Source organism: Pseudofrankia asymbiotica, from assembly GCF_001983105.1.
GTDB lineage: Bacteria > Actinomycetota > Actinomycetes > Frankiales > Frankiaceae > Pseudofrankia > Pseudofrankia asymbiotica.
The window spans coordinates 100,881-117,882 of the sequence record NZ_MOMC01000046.1; the positions used below are offsets into that span (position 1 = coordinate 100,881).

The following is a 17,002-nucleotide window of genomic DNA, read 5'->3' on the forward strand; positions in this document are numbered from 1 at the left end:
GGACTCCCTCCCTCGTACGTCCAGCCGAGGCGGCCATCCCGTATTCGCCGACCCTCAGTCACCTCCGGTGGCCTGTTGGGTCCGACAGGGACGGCCGCGGGCCGCCGCATCCGCCATGGTGGAAGGGAAGAGGGAGCCCATGTCCACGATCGAGCTCCGCGACGTCACGCTGGCCTACGACGTCCGGCCGGTTCTAGATCACATCAACCTGACCGTCGAGGACGGCGAGTTCCTCGTCCTCGTCGGGCCATCCGGCAGCGGCAAGACGACCGCGCTGCGCATCGTCGCCGGGCTGCTCCAGCCAAGCTCGGGCCAGGTACTCGTAGGTGGGCGGGACGTCACGAAGGTCCCGCCGGCGGACCGCGACCTCGCCATGGTCTTCCAGAGCTACGCGCTGTATCCGCACATGACGGTGCGCAACAATATGGCGTTCGGGCTCCGGCTAGCCGGCGTCCACCGCAAGGAGCGCGACCAGCGGGTCGAGCGGGCCGCAGAGGTCCTGGGCATCACCGATCTGCTCGACCGACGCCCGAAGGCCCTGTCCGGCGGCCAGCGGCAGCGGGTCGCGATGGGGCGCGCGATCGTCCGTGAGCCACAGGCCTTCCTCATGGACGAACCGCTGTCGAACCTCGACGCGAAGCTCCGCACCCAGGTCCGCGCCCAGATCGCCCGGATCCAGCGCACGCTCGGCGTCACGACCCTCTACGTCACGCATGACCAGATCGAGGCCATGACCATGGCCGACCGCATCGCGGTCCTGCACGACGGCAGGCTCCAGCAGCTCGGCACTCCCGAAGACCTGTTCTCCCGCCCGGCCAACGTCTTCGTCGCGGCGTTCATCGGCAGCCCACCCACCAACCTCATCCCCGGCACGCTGACCACCGAGGACGGCCAGACCGCGCTGCGGGTCGGCGGCCAGACGCTGGTCCTGCCCGCGAGCATCGCCACCGCGGTCGCCGCCTCAAGCACTCCGGACATCCTGGTAGGCGTGCGCCCGCACGATGTCGAGATCAAACCGCCGGACGGCTCGGCTCTCGACCTCCAGGTCGATATCGACCTGGTCGAACGGCTCGGCACCGAGACCCTCGCGCACGGGGAGATGGTCACGGGCTCGGTCAGCGGCGCCGCCGCCCAGGCCGCGCACGCACTGATCGCGGCTGACGACGAGCTGCCCACCGACCCGGAGAAGCACCGGTTCACCGCGGCGCTCGACCCGCACACCCCTATCACCACTGGTGGGCGGCTGCCGCTCTATGTCGCGGCCGAACGTCTGCACCTGTTCGACGCCGAGACCGGCACGACGCTGCGCACCGCCACCCAGTCGCTGGCYCCCTCGGCCGCCGGAGCTGCCGCGCCCGCGGCCTGAGCGGGCGGACGTCCGCGGTTCCGCCTACCCGAGCAGGCGGAACCGCCGTCCGTCCCCCTCGCCGCCCGGCTACTCCGCCGCCTGACCACCAGTGCCAGCCCCGCCGAGGTTCGCCCTGACTCGACCCAGAACATGACCGGCGTTTCCGCCCTCCCGGGGTCGAGATCCGGCCTTGATCACGGCCGCGGAAAGCACTACCAGCGATCATGCACGGCGGACCAACTTTGGCGGGCACGGCATTAGCCACCGGCCACCGGCCACCGGCCATCGGCCATCGGCCACCGGTCATCGGCCACCGGTCACTGGTCACTGGCCACTGGTCACGACGGCCTTCGTGACCGCCGTGACTCGGTCGCCTTCCGCGAAGCCGCGCCGACGGCGCGGGCTGGAACATCCGGCCGTCTGTAGGGACGCGTGCTGTCCGCCGCGGCGGACAGCATCGTCTCGCGGTGGCCGGCGTGCAGCACCAGCCGGGCGCCGACGGCGGCCATCGCGACGGACGCGCCGGCCAGACCGATCTCGCGGCCATGGCCATCCGTCTTGATCTTGTGAATCTTGTGGGTCGTCACATGCCCGGCCTTGGCCCGTCCGCGCGGCGCACGCTCGCGCCCCGCGGCCAGGTCCTGCTCACCGGCGCGAGATCCGGTCGTCGGGACGGGTTCATCCATGCCCGCTGTGCCGGGTTGGCTCGGCCGTGAGATCTCTCCGGTTCCATGAATGCCGGCCCCGGCGTCTCCGGTCGTGGAGCGAACCGGCCGGGACGTGGCACCGCCGGCCTCGGCGGAGCGAGATATCCGCTCCGATGATGCTGGCGAGTACTGTCCCGCCCCGGCATTTGCATATGAGCCGCGCTCTGGCTGGCTGGCCGCGTAGCCGCCATCACCGGCGGGTCCTGCCGGATAAGGCTCATAGCTTGGCGTTCCGGTCATCCACGCGTCGCTGGCGTCCTCAGCCCGCTCCGATTCACCGACGCCCCGATGGGACCGGAAGAAACGGCCGCGGCTCTTGTCATCGCCAGCTCCTCCGTGGCGCCGAGCCTTCCGAGTCTCTCGCTGACCGCGATAGTCCGCGTCGGCAAGGCGGGSGCCCGCCGTCCCCGCCTCGCCATTACCCGTGTGGCCCTCGCCGAGGTGGCCGCTACCGCGCAGGGTCAGCCGTTGTCTCATCCCGGCGGTGCCGGAGCCCGCCTTCGCCCGGATAGACGCGGCTGCGTCCCGCGCGCCGTGGACCTTGCGACCAGCGACCCGGCCCGGACTGTACCGGTCGGTCAACTCGTCGATCTCGGCGCTGATCCGGTCCCGAGTCTCTTCGATCTCGGACCTTATTTCCTCAGGCCGCTCGCCCACCGTACGTCCTCCTTCAGCGTCTCAACGGTCTGGGTCGGCGCGGGATGCACCTTCTTGACCGTTCGCTTGCCGACGAGACCGAGCACCGCCGCCGAGACCAGCAGAATGGCGGCGACAATCAGTGCCGCCCAGCCGAGCGCCATCACCTCCGACAGGCCGAACATCGCCGCCAGCAGCAGGAACAGCACCGCGAAGACCGCGGCGCCGGCAGCACCGCCGAACATTCCGGCGCCCTTGCCCGCCCGGGTCGCCGACTGACGGACCTCCGCCTTGGCGAGTTCCACTTCCTTGCGAATAAGCGTCGACATGTCGGCCGCGACCCCGGAGACAAGCTGTCCCGCCGATGGGCGGGTCCGCTTGATCTCGGTCGTCGAACCATCCGGCCACGCGGTCACGGCCGCGGTAGAGCTCGCGGTCGTGGCGGGCGTCGCCGTCGTGGCGGAAGTCGGAGTTATGACGGCCGTCGCGCCCTTGGGGCTCCTGGCCGATGCCCGGACGCTCTCCGGCATCTCCCCGACCGGCGTGATGATCGGCTCACCGGCGGGCGGGCCACCGGCGCTGGTCCCGGTCACCGCGGACGTCTGGGAGACGGACCGGGCTGACACGCGGGACGCTTCCGGATATGTGTCGGGGAACGGCTTACGGTACGAGTCCCCGCCCCGGCGCTCGCCRCTCGTTCGCTGGTCGTCGCTCCTTGGCTGGTCGTCACGGAGGCGGTCGTCGCGGAAGGTGTCACGGCCTTTCCGCCTGGACCCGGTCGCCCGGTCTGTCGCCTCCGGATACACCTCGGCGTCGTCGACGTACCCGCCAGTTCCAGTACCCATGTCTGCACCTGTACCCGTTACGCGGTCGTGCGCCGGCTCGGCGGGGTACGGATCGTCGGTCTGGAGGCGGCCCGAGCCGCCTGGGCCGTCTCGATGCGGCTCCGGGCCTAAGCCCGCCAGATCCGAGTCCGCCGGGTAAGGCTCGTCCACCGGCCCCGTCCGTGCGGTGGGACGGCGACGCTTCGTGGCCGCGCGCCCGGACAGGTCCATCGGACTGCTTCCTCGCGTCCCTCGCGACGAGCCGGCAGGATCAAAATTCCCGACCGATTCAGGACTATCCGTTCTTTTAAATGTGCCGGTTCGTTCCGATGTATCCGATGTTTCGGTCCYGATACCCAGGTCCTCGCTGTACGGGCGCTCCTCGAGATCAGGAGGCACCGTCCCAGTCGACTTCGACCGTCGCGACCTCGTCATGCTGCCTCCCTGCGTCCAAGTAGCTCGAGGAGACGGGCGCGGGGTCGATGCCCGGCAGGCGAGGAGTTAAGCCTCTTCCGTGTCCTCCGCGTCGTGTCTGCGGCGTGACGAGGGGACCCCTGACGACCCAGGCGAGCTGGCGTCGTCCGTGCTAGTTGTTTCCGTCGGCACGGCGGCAGACAGGCTCGCAGGCGGAGCCGCCGGCGGCGGGACGGTGGCCGGAAGCCGGTGTGCCCGGCGCAGGTCGGCGGCCTGGCGCTCATGGCCGAGCCACCGTTCCTCGCGCCGGAGCGAGGCCTCGGCGGTGTCGTCGTCCAGCGACGTGGCCAGCCGCAATTCTTCGCGAGCGAGCGCGTACTCCTCGTATCGGGCGGCCATGTGCTCGGCCACGTCGCCGGCCCGGCCGCGGCGTGCCCTCGCGTTGCGGTTCAGCTGGTACGCGTCGACGAACTCGTTGGTTTCGCCTTCCCAGAGGGCCGCGCGTTCCACCCGGGCATACGACGTCCGGTCGAGGCTGCGCTTGAACAGCAGCGGAGCAAGATCGATACCGAGGATCAGCAGGCTGAGCAGCAAACGCCACGCTTTGACCGAATTGTCGTCGGCCGTCAGTCTCCAGAAGCCCTTCTCACGCATGAGCAGGTCGTTCGAGCCCCGGATCTGGCCCCACTGGGCGTCGGCGTACTGGGCGCGACGCTGATCACGGCTCGTCCGGAACGCGTCCAGCCGCACCTGGGCGGCGTCACGCTCCGTGCGCAGCTTCGGCACCTGCGCCGTGGCGGCCCGTAGTTCGCCGAGCTTCACCTGGTAGACCGGCCCACGGCCGCCGAGGCACCCGTCACCGCCGGTGAGCTGGCAGTTCACCTCGCCGGTCTTGGACGTGACCAGGTTCTCGGCCGCCGTCAGCTGCGCGCGCCGGTCGGCGAGGTCCGTCGTGAGCCGCGCCTCGGCGGTGTGCTGGCTGTCGTCCCAGGCGGCGAGGACGCCGGATAGTTCTTCCTGGCGCAACTCGGCGACTCGAGGCTCGATCGACGAGTCGAAGAACCGCAACAGCAGCGACTCGCCGACCAGGATTGCGCCGCAGACCGCGATGAAGATCCTTATCGCCCCAGTCGACACCCACCGGCGCGGACGGATGTCCTCCTTGTCTCCCTTTCCTTTCACCCGCAGCGGCCGAATCGTGAGCAGTACCGAACGGTCGATGAAGAAGATGAACGCCGCGTAGAACAGCCCGTACGGCAACGCCGCCAGCGTCGAGGTGCCGAAGCCGAACGCGGCGACGGAGGCGCCCGCGTAGGCAGCGAGCGCCGCGGTCAGCAGCATCAGCGCGCCGGCGCTGGTGAATCGAGACCGGTCCCGCTCGGTGACCGCCCGGTGGTCGGCGCCGGTGCAACCGATCAGCAGGTTCGCGATCGTCCGCCGGATGCTCGCCCGTGGGCGCCTCGGCGGCCGGGAGCCTGTCGGCTCGGCCGGGCCCGCATCGAACGCCGAACCGTCCGCCTCGTGGCGCCGAGCTGGCTCGTAACGTTCGGCTACGAAAGAATCCGTCGACGACCGCACGGCCTCATGTCGGTCTGTCTCGTAAAGACCGTCTTCCTGGCCGACCTCGTAACGGCCGTCTTCATGGTGACCGTCGTCTTCGCGGTGACTGTCGTCTTCGCGGTGGCCGTCGTCTTCGCGGTGGCCGTCTTCGTACCAGTCCGCTTCATGTCGGTCGGCTTCGTCGTCGAAGCCCGACGGCGCGCGCGAGCCGGAGGAGCCATCGACGAGCTCACCGCCGCGCAGCCGCTCGCCGCCGGAGTCCATGCCGGCACCATAGCCGCCATCGTCACTCTCCGCATTCAATATTGGACGCTGTGGTAGCGGTGGTAGGCGAGGATGCCCGCCGGCTGGGCGACGTCCCGAGCGGCTCGTTAACGTCTGCGACAAGAGCAGGGTCTGCCACGGTGCGCATCCGCGTGGCCAGCGGCATCGGTGCTCCCGCGCCGCGCGGCGCCGGGGCTGGACGGAGGACGGGACAGATGGGGCAGATCAACATCGTGGTGGAGCGTTCTCTCGACGCCGCGCCCGGTCGCGTACTCGAGCTGGTGTCCGACTACGTGGAGACGCGCCCTCAGCTGTTGCCGGCGGACACCACCGACTACCAGGTGCTGGCCGGAGGAAAAGGCCCGGGTACCCGGATCTCATACCGGTGGCACGCGACCAGGAAGCGGATCCGTGACGTCGCCGCCGAGGTGACTGCGCCGGACGCGCAGACGCTGGTCGAGGCCGATCAGAACTCCACGTTGCGGACGGTCTGGCGGGTGCTTCCCGAGGGTGCTGGCAGCCGCGTCACGGTGACGACGACCTGGACGGGCGCGGGCGGCGTCGGCGGGTTCTTCGAGCGGACCTTCGCGCCGATCGGCGTCCGCAAGCTGTGGACCGCCGTTCTCGCCAACCTCGCCACCCGCGTCTGACCTCCCGGAACGGGCCGGGCCGGCCTTGGCCCGGGGAGACACTTCTCGTCCCGGCCTACCAGACGCGTTGCCCGGCCTACCAGACGCGCGCGAGGACGTTGGTGACGTAGCCGGTCATCCGGTCGAGCTTGGGCTTGTCGTCGGGATTGCTCGCCGACAGCTTGCCCTGGGCCCAGTCGGCGGCCCAGGTCGGCACGTTGTGCGCGGCGATCACGTAGATCCAGTTCTTCGCCCACCGGTCCGAGTCGATCCGGTCGCGCATCGCGTGTGCAGTGGAGTCGAGCGCCCAGTACGGGTCCAGCGCGTTGTCCTTGGTGATGCCGGGCAGAGTGGTGTTCCACTGGCACAGGCCGAAGTCGGAGTTCGTGTAGTAGCCGATCGCGCCCGGATCCCAGTTGCTCTCGATCRTCGTGATCCCGCGCAGCAATCCGCGAGGAACGGTGTACTTCAGCGCGTAACGGTCCGCGATCGGCATGAAAAGGGCGTACGACGTCTCCTTGTGGACCAGTCCGAGTGGACTGCGCTCGCTGGTCGGGATGTACATGCCCCGGTTGATGGTGGGCTGCTTCTGCTGCTGGAACGCGATCAGCGCGTTGCGGGTCGTCGAGGTGAACGTCCCGTCGGTGGGGATAGGCGTCTTGGTCGCCTGGTGCCAGTTCAACGCCCGCTGAATCRCCTTCACGCCGGCCTTGACCGCCGCGATGTCATCCGCGGTACTGCCTTCCGGGGCCCGCTCGCCGGCGCCGAGGCCGTAGTAGGCCCCGAACCCGTCGCCCGCGGCGTTGACTGTCCCGCCCCGGCCGTCCGATGGCCAGCCTCCCCGACCGACACGCACTTTCTCGGGTGTCGTCACGCTCGCCCCAGCCCTCGTCCTCACCGCCCGGCCGGCGGCCGGTCTCCGCGGCAAGGTTAGGGGCGGCTCGTGCCCTTCGTGCCCGAATGCGCGAATCAGCCGGCCTCCGAGGCCAGCGGACGACGGACGACGGTTGACACCCCAAACAGGGCGCGGTCCCTGTCGAAGCGGCTTCACCGCTCCGACAGGGACCGCTGGGAACCATGGCCACTGCCATTAGTGACCGATGAGGTCCTGATCCGGCCTTGTCGTTGTCGTGGCGCTTGGGGCGACCTTCACACGACCGGCCCCACTCGCCCGATGGCCGTCAGTCCTGGTGCTGCCGACCACCACCGATACCGTGCCGGGCAAGGGTCCGGCCGATCTTCCCGCCGAATCCCTCGTGCTGCCCCTCGTGACGGCCACGCGCGGCATCGTCGGCCTGGACGCTGTCGCTCGGGTAGACGTCGTGCTCGGTGGTCGCCGTCCGATCGCCGCGCCGCGTCACGCCTTCCGCCTTGTCCGCCCGGTCAGTCCGGACATTCTCGGCGCGGTCGGACGAGGCGGTGCGAGCGGAGTCGCTCGGGTACACGTCCCGCTCCTCGGCCCGCCGGTTACGCGCAGTGCGACCGGTCGAGGCCGCGGCGACACTCTCGTCGCGGTCCACGCGCCCCGTCCGCGCCGGCTCCGGCTCCGGCTCACGCTCCGGCTGCCGCCCACGGCCGCCACCGAAGAGCCCGCCGCGGCCGCCATGGGTCTCACGATGAGCCTCACGCGCGAGCGCCCTGCGCTGCGCACGCATCTGGGCGTGCTCGATGTCGCGGAGGCTGCGCACGCTGAGTCGGCCCTGCGCGGTCGACGCCAGGTACAGCATCGCGGCGCCGAGCGCGTAGAAGAACAGCAGCCAGGTCGTGGCCTGCCGGGCGGTGCTGCCCATCGGAGTACCCAGATCGCCCAGGTGCCACGGCGTCGCCAGGGTCGGACCGATGACGAACCAGGCGCCGGCCGCGATCRCCAGCCACGCGCCGAGCATCGTCGTTCCCCGGTTCGCGCTGGCCGCCAGCATCAGACCACCGACGAAGGCGGCGATGCCGGGCAGTACCTCGAGCCAGAACCGCGCCGCTGTCCAGTTCCAGGTCTGAGCCCCGCCGAACCCGAAGTTGAAGGCGGGACCGATAAAGGGGATCAGGGCACCCCACGCACCCAGGACCATCAGCAGCAGTCCTGCGATGGCGCCGCGGCTTCGTGGGATGCGCCAGCTCCCTCTGGCACGGTTGAATCCGGTATCTCCGGTGAGGCTCATCGGTCGGCTCCCTCCACATCAGTTCAGCCGGGTCGGTGCCCAAAATCCCGGCTACTAACCGGATCCGCCCGAACGGGTAGCCCCCCGTGCACACAGAGTGGTAACAATGTTCACGGACAGTAGATAGCAGGAGTAGGCAGGGCAGTAACCGGTCGCGACCCCCGCGGATGGCCCGCGATCCGGCCGCTCCGCGGTCGGGAACGGCGCCGGCGAACATCACCGGCGCGCATCTCGGCTCGCCCGTCGATCGCCGGCCTGGACGAGAACGAACCGGCCACTGCGCCAAAGATCGCCCCGCCTGACGAAGGCCCCACGAGAGAGGGCCTCCGCCTGTACCGTCACGCGGGCCGTCGGGTCAGCCCACGCGCCGCCGGACCTGGGCGCACACGAAGCCACCAGCACCCCGACCTGTCCGGGTACGATCAGCCGGCGGGCCGTTAGCTCAATTGGCAGAGCAGCCGGCTTTTAACCGGCGAGTTCAGGGTTCGAGTCCCTGACGGCCCACCACGCTGCGTCGCAGGTCCTCTGACCTGGGCAAATAGGTTTGGTGATTTGATCGTGGTGGGTGTGGCGGTGTAGATGCGCAGGTCGATGGCTTGGGTGTGCGGTTCGAGCCCCTGATGGYTGCGAAGCAAGGCGGTTACGAACCGTAGCGGTGCTCGCGGGTGTCGGGACCGGAAATCGCGCGCCCCGAGTCTCAGGTTTTCGCTGCGAGGTGATCCGTCCGCGTTGTTCTCCTGGCGGACGGTTTCACCTGTCAGGTGATCCGGGCGTCCCGTCGGGGCGCTGGGAGATGTCGACGCAGCGATCGGCCTCGAAGGTCTGGTGGCTGGCGAGGACGAGCCACGACCTGTCGAGGGGTGGCGACATGGCTGAGATCATGCCGTCACGGCGGATTCGCGATTGTCGCCTGAAGCTCGCGGTGGTCAGGGCGTCGATGGTGCGCCGCCGGCGACGGCCCAGCGGTGCACGAAGAGGGCGGCGATCTGGATCGTGCCGAACAGGGCGGCGACGACGATGCCGGAGCCGCTGCTCTCGCCGGCCGCGGCGAGAGTGCCGGCGCCGGTGCCGAGGACCGCCCCGCCGAGCGCGAACAGCCCGGCGCGGCGGGCGCGGCTCGGTCTGGGCGTCGCGCCCGCCGAGGACGCGGCGACGGCCGACGGCCAGGTCACGCCGGTCGGGTGCGGCGCCGGGACGGCCTGTGCGTGCGGGGGAAGGCCGACGCCGGCGAGGGAGCCCGGCGTGTTGACCGTCGCCGCGAGGCCGCTACCGGCCGCGCCGATCTCGTGGACGATCAGCTTTCTGCTGAGTTTCCCGCGGGTGCGGCTCAGGGGTACCAGCCTGGTCCCGTCGGGTAGCTCGACGACGACCCGGGGCCAGCGGGCCGGGTCGCCGTGGACGGTCACGGTAGTGCCCGCGGGCAGCTCGTCGGCCTTCGGGTTCCACATCACCCGTTGCCAGCGGGCCGCGGGGGAGGCGAGGGGCACGCCGGGCTCGGAGAGCCGGACCCATCTGCCAGGTCCGCCGGACACCGGGATGTCGCTCCGGTCCCCGGTGTAGATCACGGCGGTCATCGGCCGGGCGGGCCGGCGCGTGGCGGCGAGGAACCACAGGCCGCGGCCTGACCACCACAGCGCGATCACGAGCGCGCCCAGCCCGGAGAGGATCGACGGCACGATGAGGTTGTCCTCGCGGGCGGTCTCGTCCTGGTCGGCGGCGAAGGCGTGGGACGGGTGGCGCGGGTCGTAGGTCAGCGGGTAGGTACCGCCGTGGTGGTACCGGCCGGTGTCGTCGGTGCTGAACGACCCGACGTGGTCGTCACCGGCCTGGTCGGTCCAGCGCACGTGGATCAGGTCGTGGTCCCTGCCGAGGCCGTCCTCGATGATCTGGCCGGTCGCGGCGACGGTGGCGTGGGCGCGCTGCGCCCGGTAGACGGCGAGGCGCCACTGCAGCAGCGCGGTGATCAGCGCCGTCGCCAGGATCAGGCTGCCGGTCGCCAGCAGCGCGACGCGCAGCTCGGGCCGCCCGCGGCGCAGCGCCGGGCTCATCGGGACGTCTCGGTGGCCGTGCCGCCGCCCACGGCCGGCTGGGCGTTGGTGGTGGCGAGCACGCGACCGCGGGAGCGCAGCCGGCGGCGGGCCCGCAGCCGGGCGAGCAGCGAGCGCCGGTCGTAGGTGGTGGCGGCGTCGGTGATCGCACGGGTGCCCAAGGCGCACAGCTCTGCCATCGACTCCAGCGGCACGGGGGCCGGGGCCGGTTCGCCCGGCAACTGCGCGGCGACCAGATCGGTGAGGGCGGTAACCGATGCCGGGGCGCCAAGAGCGCGCAGGCGCACCGGCAGCGGCGGGTCGACGGTCAGGACATACCTGTCGGCGAGCAACTCGGCGATCTGCTCATCGGCGGTTGCCGCGAGGCCCGCGCGGAGCACGGGGTCGGCCAGCGTCGCGGTGATCGCGTCGTAGAGGTCGTCCAGGTGCGCCGTGCCGACGGAGATCGGGCGGCCGAGGGCGAGCGCGTCACACCACTGCTCGCCGTGGACGCCGAGGGCCGCGTCCGCGAGCATCTCCCGGGCGAGCGCGTCCCGCAGCTCCAGGGCACCGACCGTGCCGGCGGCTCGGATGTCCGCGTCGAGGTCGAGGCGCCACGCGACGGCGCGCCCCGCCCGCGCGGCCGGCGCGCAGAGCGCCTTCGGCAGGTGCACCGGCCGGTCCAGGCTGAGGGCGAGCATCCGGTACGCGCCGCCGAGCCACCGGTCACGGCGCGGCGCGGCGACCGTCCGGTCGGCCAGCAGACAGGTCGCGACCGCGGCGAGCGCAGGCTCTCCCAACGAGACGACGTGGTGGAGCGCGAGCAGCAGCCCGTACGCCGGCCGGCCGTCGATCTTCGTGTGGACCAGGCCGGCATCGATCGGGGTGATCCGGACAACCACCGGCTCGGTGAGGTCTAGGCGCTGGCAGGCCCGCGCGACGAGCGCGCACAACGTGGGCTCCTGCTCGGGCAGCACGGCACGGCCCGGCAGCTTCCCGACGGGGACCGGCCGGTCCGGGAGGACGCCGAGAACCGACGAGGCGAGGGAGCCGGCCATCGGGATGGCCCAGCCGACAGCCAGCCACTGCCACCCTATGCCCAGCGGCGCCAGCCAGCCGACGACGAGGATCGCTGGCACGGCAAGGACGCCCGGGTCGCCCAGGATCAGCAGCGCCACGACGAGCGCCCATTCGGCGGTCGAAGACCGACGCCGGACCCGGCCCGGGGCCAGCGAGTCCACCAGGGCGGTCACCACGGCCGGGCTTACACTGTCGGCCGCTCGCGCACGAGCAGGTTCGGCTTGGCGGGACATGGAAGCCTCCGGGAGTTGGCGACGACGAACAAGAACGCCGACCAGACTTCCCGGCACACCGGACATGAAGATAGGACTCCGGTCGAACCGGTGCAAGGGGAACGGAGCCGGCCGCTGGTCTCACCTTCGCGGCGCTCCGACGGTGAGGGCCCAGCCGTTGATGACCACGGCGGCACCGGCGAATGCGCAGCCGAGCGACGCGAGAACTGCGCCGAGGGTCGACGACGCCGCACTGTGCGCGAGGAAGCCCCGATCACTCCGGCCAGCGCCGCGGCCACGTGCGGGCCGCCCGCGCCACGAGCACCTGCCAGGACGTCACCCCTTCTAGCAACGCGAACGCGACGAGCAGCAGGCCGACGGCTGTCGCCGCCAGTCAGGTCTCGGGCCGCCCCGGCAGGAGCGCGCGGCTGGGCATCGGGCCTCCCGGAGCTGGCGATGAAGGACAGGACCGCCGACCAGGCTTCCCGGCATACCGGACGAAAAGTAGGCCGCCGGCCGCACCGGGGCAACTTCCTTCCGCTGCGCATCAGCAGGCCGCGCTGCCCCCGAACGGGCCTTCACCCCCGGCGCCAGGGCACTCCTGACAGCCGCCGCATCCCGGGGGCTGTCAGCACGCCGGGAGTCGGTGCCTGTCCCCGAGGCGACGCCCGACCTGATGGGAGCTGACAGGCCTGCGATCGGGTAGCGGGCGCTTCGCCGGCGCGTGAGCGCGGGCCGTGGTCTGTCCGCCAGGGCGGATCGCAGGCAGGGCGCGCATCGTGAGCGCGACCAGGCCGGCTTCCTCGAGCCGGCCTGGTCGGGCTCTGGTCCGGCCGGTCGATCTACGTTGTCGCCGTGCCGCTGCGGCCGTCGAGGGCGACGTGGGTGTTGCTGCGTAGCTGGGCGACGAGCCCGCGGGCGGTGTCCGAGCCGACGTGGAGCCTTTTCCTCAGGGTCTCGGCGGAGATCGGGCGGCGATGGTGTTGCCAGTGCAGAACGTCCTCGGCGCGCGCTCGATGGAGGAGATCCTGGCTACGCGCCTCACTCTGGTCCGCAGCACAGGCTGAACCCGCGACGAGAGCCTGGTCTCGGGTTCTCCCATCCTCGGAGGTGGCGACTGACAGCCGATCCGCAATTGCCCTGCCGGCCAGCGCGTCTCCGATCTGCGCATCCACACGCGGCGTGGCGCTTTCCGTGGCCTGCATGGCATAGAGGAGGCTCGGGCCGACCTCCGCCCAGCCTATGAGCAGTAGCGGTCCGACGGTCACGAGACGGGCCGAAGCGTCCGGAACCGCCAGGTTTACGGAACGCCCGTTCGATTCGGTAGATGATGTTACGGTCGGCGCGGTCACCGGGCATCGCCCCTCGTCAGGGCCCGGGTAGCGACCGATCGGACAGTGATTTCAGGGCCAGCAACCAAGATCGAGCGGTTCGGATGCTGGTACACAGGGTCCACCCGTTCACAGGCCTGTGACCTGCATCGTTGCGCCATCGCCGGTATTTCATGATTCGACTGGTCCGCCATCGTCATCCTGGATGGGCACAGGATGGGCACGCCGTGTCGCGCGAGGCACCGCGTTGGCCACTTCGCCGCCGCGGCTTGGCCCGCCGGGCGCAGCAGATGGGCGTAGAACCGCTCCGTCACATGTGGCGAAGAGTGACCACGGCGCCTGGATACCAAGGCGACGTCGACGCACTCCGCCAGCTGGAGGTCGACGCACTCCGCCAGCTGGAGTAGGTGGGCCCCGCGTGGATCGGTCAGGCGAGGCCAGCGTCGTGGGCGAGGAGCGCTATCTGGGTGCGGTTGTCGAGGTCGAGCTTGGTCAGGATGTGCGACACATGGGTCTTCACAGTGGCCAGGGTCATGCCGAGCGCGATGGCTGTCTCGGCGTTGTTGCGGCCTTGGCCGATCGCCACCACGACGTCGCGCTCGCGCGGACTGAGCACCGCGAGGGTGGCCTTGGCCTGGGCGTACGCGCCGGCCTGGACGGCGACCCGGTCCATCAGCCGGCGAGTGATCCGTGGGGACAGGATCGGCTCGCCGGCCGCGACCTGCCGGACCGCCGCCGCGATCTGGGCCGGTGGGGTGTCCTTGAGCAGAAAGCCGCTGGCTCCAGCGCGAAGTGCGTGCAAGATGTTCTCGTCGGTGTCGAAAGTGGTCAGCACGATGATCTCAGGCGGTCGTGGGCGCGCCCGCAGGCGGCGAGTGGCGGTTATACCGTCGATCCGGGGCATGCGCAGGTCCATCAGTACGACGTCGGGGGCGTGTGCGTCGGCCGCGGCCGACGCCTGGTCGCCGTCGTCGGCCTCGCCGACCACCGAGATGCCCGGGGCGCCGTCGAGCATCATGGTCAACCCGGCGCGGACGAGTGCGTCGTCGTCGACGACGAGCACGCGCACCAGGGGGGTCACGCCGGCCACGGTATCGACGCGTGCAGCCGGAACTCACCGTCGACCGTCTGGTGGTCGAGCCACCCACCGGACAGGTGCACCCGCTCGGTGAGTCCGACCAGCCCGGCGCCCCCGGACCATCCGGGCGGCGTCGTGCGCTCCGGTGTGAGCGCGTTGCGGACGTCGACCTCCAGGCCCGCGCCGGGCCCGCCGCGCAGGGCGACCTGGACCGGCTGGCCGGCCGCGTGTTTGYGGGCGTTGGTCAGGCCCTCCTGGATCACCCGATACGCCGTGCGGGCCACCGAGGGGGGCGCCTCGGCCGGATCGTCCACCGCATCGCGCAGCACTACCTCGGTGCCGGCGCCGCGGGACTCCTCCACCAGGCGCGGGACGTCGGCCAGCACCGGCTGCGGGCGGTTGCCGTCGCCGTTCGGCGGGTCGTCGTCGCGCAGCAGTGAGATCACCTCACGCAGTTCCTCGAGCGCCTCGTGCACGCCGTCCCGGACGACCCCCGCGGCCCGGGACAACTTCTCCGGTGAGGAATCCGGACGGTACTCCATCGCGCCGGCGAACGTGGCCAGCAGCGACAGGCGGTGTGCGAGGACGTCGTGCATCTCCCGGGCGATCTGGCGGCGTTCGAGTATGCGGGCCTCGGCCACTCGGCGGCCCTGCTCGGCCTCGGCGCGGCGGGCCCGGTCGCGCAGCGAGCGGACCAGCGCCGCGCGGGCCTGCGCCCACGCGCCCCAACCGAGCAGCGCACCGTAGCCAACGGTGATCAGCACCAGCCACCAGCCGTACGACATCCCGCCGGTCGGCCGCCAGATGCCCCGGACCGCGTGTGCGGCGATCCCGGTCACCGTCACCGCGCTCGCGACCGGGAAACGCCGGTGCCATGCCACCTGCAGCGCGCCGATCGTGGCCGGTGGTGTCGCCGCCGGCGACACCGCGGCCAGCACGGTGAGCACGGCTGTGGCGGCGACCGGCCGCCACAGCGTCAGCGGCGTCAGTAGCCAGCCAAGCGTGGCTGCCGTGAGGTCGAGCGCGAGCAGCCCATCGGGCGAGCGGTCGCTCCACAGGGGCACGATCGTCAGCGCGATCAACGCGCCGGACCCGCCCAGTACCGCGGCGCAAGCGGCGGTGCCAGGGCGGCGGTCGCAGTCCCGCGGCCCGAGGGACAATCTGTTCACCGGGCGAGGCTAACCGGCAGGTGCCAGGCACCGACACCTGCCAAAGTTGGTGGTCGAACCCTCCTTAAGAGGGCGCCGCCACGACCCGCGGTTCGATGTGCCGGCACGGCCGCGCCGCGATTCTTCACGGCATGACGAACGACATGCACCAGAGAATGACCCGGACCACCGCTCGGCGTACGGGCCGCGCGATCACCGTCGCCGCCGGAGCGGCCGGCGCTCTCCTCCTGTGGGCCGTCAACGACCCCTGGGCCGGCGTCGACCTCGCCGTCCGCCGAGGCGACACCACAACGCACATCGGCCCTGCCGCCGTCGTGGTGACCGCGTTGATCGCCGGCCTGGCCGCCTGGGGACTGTTCGCCCTGCTGGGGCGTACCGTCCGCCACCCCGTGCGGACGTTCCGGATCACCGCGCTGATCGTGCTGGCGCTCTCGCTCGTCGGCCCGCTGGGCAGCGGTGTCGGCATCAGCAGCCGGCTCGTGCTGCTCGGTATGCACCTGACCGTCGGGGCAGCACTGATCATCGGGCTGCCCGGCCGGCGGAACTGCTGCTAAGAACCAGGCCCTAGAGTGGAGGACGCGCCGCGGTGATCCGGCGGCGCGCCCACCCGTGTCCACAGGGCCAGCCGGCTCGCGGAGAGCCCCCAACAGGCAAAGTCGCTGAAGGTGGCCGGGCCGACCTCGTCGGCCGCGGTTTTAGATCGTGGATCCTGCGGGTGGCCAGAGCCCGTCGCTGACAGAGCCTCGTGACGAACCGTGCGCCCTTCAGGATCTTGCACCAACCCGCCGCTGGTGCCGACCCCGCGGCCGAGGCCGGGACGGCAGCGGATACGGACCGTTCACTCCGACACCACCGGGCTGACATGTCCGCGCGGGTCGCGCCTGTCCCGCAGCAGGGCACGACGCCGCTCCGTGTAGTTCCACCACGGCCGGGCCGGACGGCCCTCGGCCTGGTCGACGGCGGACAAGACGGTGTCGAGCAGGCACGGATCCTCGGGCCGCCCGGCGTATTCCTCCATCCGCGCGAACACCTCGACCGGATCAGCTCCGACGAGCTGGTCGACGGTATGGATCCCGATGGCCTCGAAGCGGGCACCGACCGCCCGGCCCACATTCACCAAGGAGATCACGGGCAGATCGTCTGCTCCGACCGCGTAGCTGTTCAGCTCGGTTGAGCGGCTGTCTTCCGGATCTTGTGTGGTGATCGGTCTCCTGGTTGTCGGGCGGCGGGGCAAGATCGGCTAGGTTGCGGGGGTGGAGTCCGCGGGCCGGCCGAGCTATGAGGAGCTTGAGCGTCTGGTCGCGGAGCAGGTGGCTGTCATCGCCGGGCAGGCCGCGCTGATCGAACGGCAGGCGGCGCTGATCGAGGGGCTGACCGCGCGGGCCGAGGAGTTGGCGGCGCGGGTCGCGGAGCTCGAACGCCGGCTCGGGACGGACAGTTCGACGTCGTCGCGTCCGCCGTCGTCGGACAGCCCGTTCACGAAGGCGCCGAAGCGGTCGTCGCGGACGGCGTCGGGCCGGCCCCGTGGCAAGCAGCCGGGCGAGCCGGGGCAGACGCGGAACATGGT

At 71.1% G+C, this 17,002-nt stretch carries 16 protein-coding genes, 1 tRNA gene and 1 pseudogene; 6 read left to right on the forward strand and 12 right to left on the reverse strand.

Going from position 1 to position 17,002, the window contains the following annotated elements:
- Positions 1-139: 139 nt before the first annotated feature.
- On the forward strand, positions 140-1,366 hold the full coding sequence (locus BL253_RS22790) for an ABC transporter ATP-binding protein (protein ID WP_076819158.1): 1,227 nt from the start codon (positions 140-142) through the stop codon (positions 1,364-1,366).
- Positions 1,367-1,686: 320 nt separating this feature from the next.
- Here the strand turns inward: BL253_RS22790 and BL253_RS43945 are convergent, their stop codons facing one another.
- From BL253_RS43945 to BL253_RS22805, 4 genes and pseudogenes are all read right to left on the reverse strand, one after another.
- Positions 1,687-2,034 (reverse strand): hypothetical protein, encoded by a 348-nt coding sequence (locus tag BL253_RS43945; protein WP_241835029.1) that lies wholly within the window; start codon positions 2,032-2,034, stop codon positions 1,687-1,689.
- A gap of 597 nt (positions 2,035-2,631) precedes the next feature.
- Positions 2,632-2,712: pseudogene (locus BL253_RS43950) on the reverse strand (DUF3618 domain-containing protein); the annotation flags it as partial.
- Positions 2,688-3,107 carry a phage holin family protein gene (locus BL253_RS22800; protein WP_241835024.1) on the reverse strand — a complete coding sequence of 140 codons (420 nt, stop codon included), beginning with the start codon at positions 3,105-3,107 and terminating at the stop codon, positions 2,688-2,690. The gene BL253_RS22800 and the pseudogene BL253_RS43950, both read right to left, overlap by 25 nt.
- A 909-nt stretch (positions 3,108-4,016) precedes the next feature.
- Positions 4,017-5,507, reverse strand: coding sequence for a DUF4407 domain-containing protein (locus BL253_RS22805; RefSeq protein WP_241835025.1), 1,491 nt, complete (start codon positions 5,505-5,507; stop codon positions 4,017-4,019).
- A gap of 63 nt (positions 5,508-5,570) precedes the next feature.
- Here BL253_RS22805 and BL253_RS22810 point away from each other — a divergent pair, with 63 nt between their 5' ends.
- Positions 5,571-5,810 (forward strand): hypothetical protein, encoded by a 240-nt coding sequence (locus BL253_RS22810; protein WP_131831549.1) that lies wholly within the window; start codon positions 5,571-5,573, stop codon positions 5,808-5,810.
- Between the two features lie 158 nt (positions 5,811-5,968).
- A complete protein-coding gene (locus BL253_RS22815) occupies positions 5,969-6,403 on the forward strand; it encodes an SRPBCC family protein (RefSeq protein ID WP_076819161.1) in 435 nt (144 codons plus the stop codon).
- Between the two features lie 76 nt (positions 6,404-6,479).
- Here BL253_RS22815 and BL253_RS22820 read toward each other — a convergent pair whose 3' ends face one another.
- Together BL253_RS22820 and BL253_RS22825 are read right to left on the reverse strand one after the other, a co-directional pair.
- Complete coding sequence (locus BL253_RS22820) at positions 6,480-7,256, reverse strand: peptidoglycan-binding protein (RefSeq protein WP_076819162.1); 777 nt, start codon at positions 7,254-7,256, stop codon at positions 6,480-6,482.
- A 307-nt stretch (positions 7,257-7,563) separates the two neighbouring features.
- Positions 7,564-8,538: an MFS transporter gene (locus tag BL253_RS22825; protein WP_076819163.1), complete on the reverse strand. Its 975-nt coding sequence runs from the start codon at positions 8,536-8,538 to the stop codon at positions 7,564-7,566.
- 431 nt (positions 8,539-8,969) lie between these two features.
- Between BL253_RS22825 and BL253_RS22830 the strand changes: the two genes are divergently transcribed.
- A tRNA-Lys gene (locus BL253_RS22830) sits at positions 8,970-9,045 on the forward strand.
- A 419-nt stretch (positions 9,046-9,464) separates the two neighbouring features.
- On the opposite strand, the gene BL253_RS22835 is transcribed toward BL253_RS22830, so the two are convergent.
- The 5 genes from BL253_RS22835 to BL253_RS22855 all read right to left on the reverse strand — a co-directional run bounded on the left by BL253_RS22835 (position 9,465) and on the right by BL253_RS22855 (position 15,435).
- Entirely contained in the window at positions 9,465-10,586 is a 1,122-nt protein-coding gene (locus BL253_RS22835; protein ID WP_076819164.1) for a DUF3592 domain-containing protein, read from the reverse strand.
- Positions 10,583-11,818 carry a hypothetical protein gene (locus BL253_RS22840; protein ID WP_131831550.1) on the reverse strand — a complete coding sequence of 412 codons (1,236 nt, stop codon included), beginning with the start codon at positions 11,816-11,818 and terminating at the stop codon, positions 10,583-10,585. The genes BL253_RS22835 and BL253_RS22840 overlap by 4 nt, the downstream gene beginning before the upstream one ends.
- An 881-nt stretch (positions 11,819-12,699) precedes the next feature.
- Positions 12,700-13,209: a hypothetical protein gene (locus BL253_RS39490; protein ID WP_081438584.1), complete on the reverse strand. Its 510-nt coding sequence runs from the start codon at positions 13,207-13,209 to the stop codon at positions 12,700-12,702.
- A 406-nt stretch (positions 13,210-13,615) separates the two neighbouring features.
- Complete coding sequence (locus tag BL253_RS22850) at positions 13,616-14,269, reverse strand: response regulator transcription factor (protein ID WP_274535239.1); 654 nt, start codon at positions 14,267-14,269, stop codon at positions 13,616-13,618.
- Positions 14,266-15,435 carry a sensor histidine kinase gene (locus tag BL253_RS22855; RefSeq protein ID WP_081438585.1) on the reverse strand — a complete coding sequence of 390 codons (1,170 nt, stop codon included), beginning with the start codon at positions 15,433-15,435 and terminating at the stop codon, positions 14,266-14,268. The genes BL253_RS22850 and BL253_RS22855 overlap by 4 nt, the downstream gene beginning before the upstream one ends.
- Before the next feature lie 155 nt (positions 15,436-15,590).
- Here BL253_RS22855 and BL253_RS22860 point away from each other — a divergent pair, with 155 nt between their 5' ends.
- Positions 15,591-15,989 (forward strand): DUF6069 family protein, encoded by a 399-nt coding sequence (locus tag BL253_RS22860; protein ID WP_198946365.1) that lies wholly within the window; start codon positions 15,591-15,593, stop codon positions 15,987-15,989.
- A 284-nt stretch (positions 15,990-16,273) separates the two neighbouring features.
- Here the strand turns inward: BL253_RS22860 and BL253_RS22865 are convergent, their stop codons facing one another.
- Positions 16,274-16,564 carry a helix-hairpin-helix domain-containing protein gene (locus BL253_RS22865; RefSeq protein WP_076819167.1) on the reverse strand — a complete coding sequence of 97 codons (291 nt, stop codon included), beginning with the start codon at positions 16,562-16,564 and terminating at the stop codon, positions 16,274-16,276.
- Between the two features lie 124 nt (positions 16,565-16,688).
- Between BL253_RS22865 and BL253_RS22870 the strand changes: the two genes are divergently transcribed.
- The coding region (locus tag BL253_RS22870) for a DUF6444 domain-containing protein (protein ID WP_241835026.1) at positions 16,689-17,002 on the forward strand (314 nt) is incomplete at its 3' end.

Coding starts and splice junctions, on each gene's coding strand:
- BL253_RS43945 (WP_241835029.1), bottom strand. CDS start 2,034: ATGGATGAACCCGTCCCGACGACCGGATCTCGCGCCGGTGAGCAGGAC.
- BL253_RS22810 (WP_131831549.1), top strand. CDS start 5,571: ATGGTGACCGTCGTCTTCGCGGTGACTGTCGTCTTCGCGGTGGCCGTC.
- BL253_RS22815 (WP_076819161.1), top strand. CDS start 5,969: ATGGGGCAGATCAACATCGTGGTGGAGCGTTCTCTCGACGCCGCGCCC.
- BL253_RS22835 (WP_076819164.1), bottom strand. CDS start 10,586: ATGAGCCCGGCGCTGCGCCGCGGGCGGCCCGAGCTGCGCGTCGCGCTG.
- BL253_RS22860 (WP_198946365.1), top strand. CDS start 15,591: ATGACCCGGACCACCGCTCGGCGTACGGGCCGCGCGATCACCGTCGCC.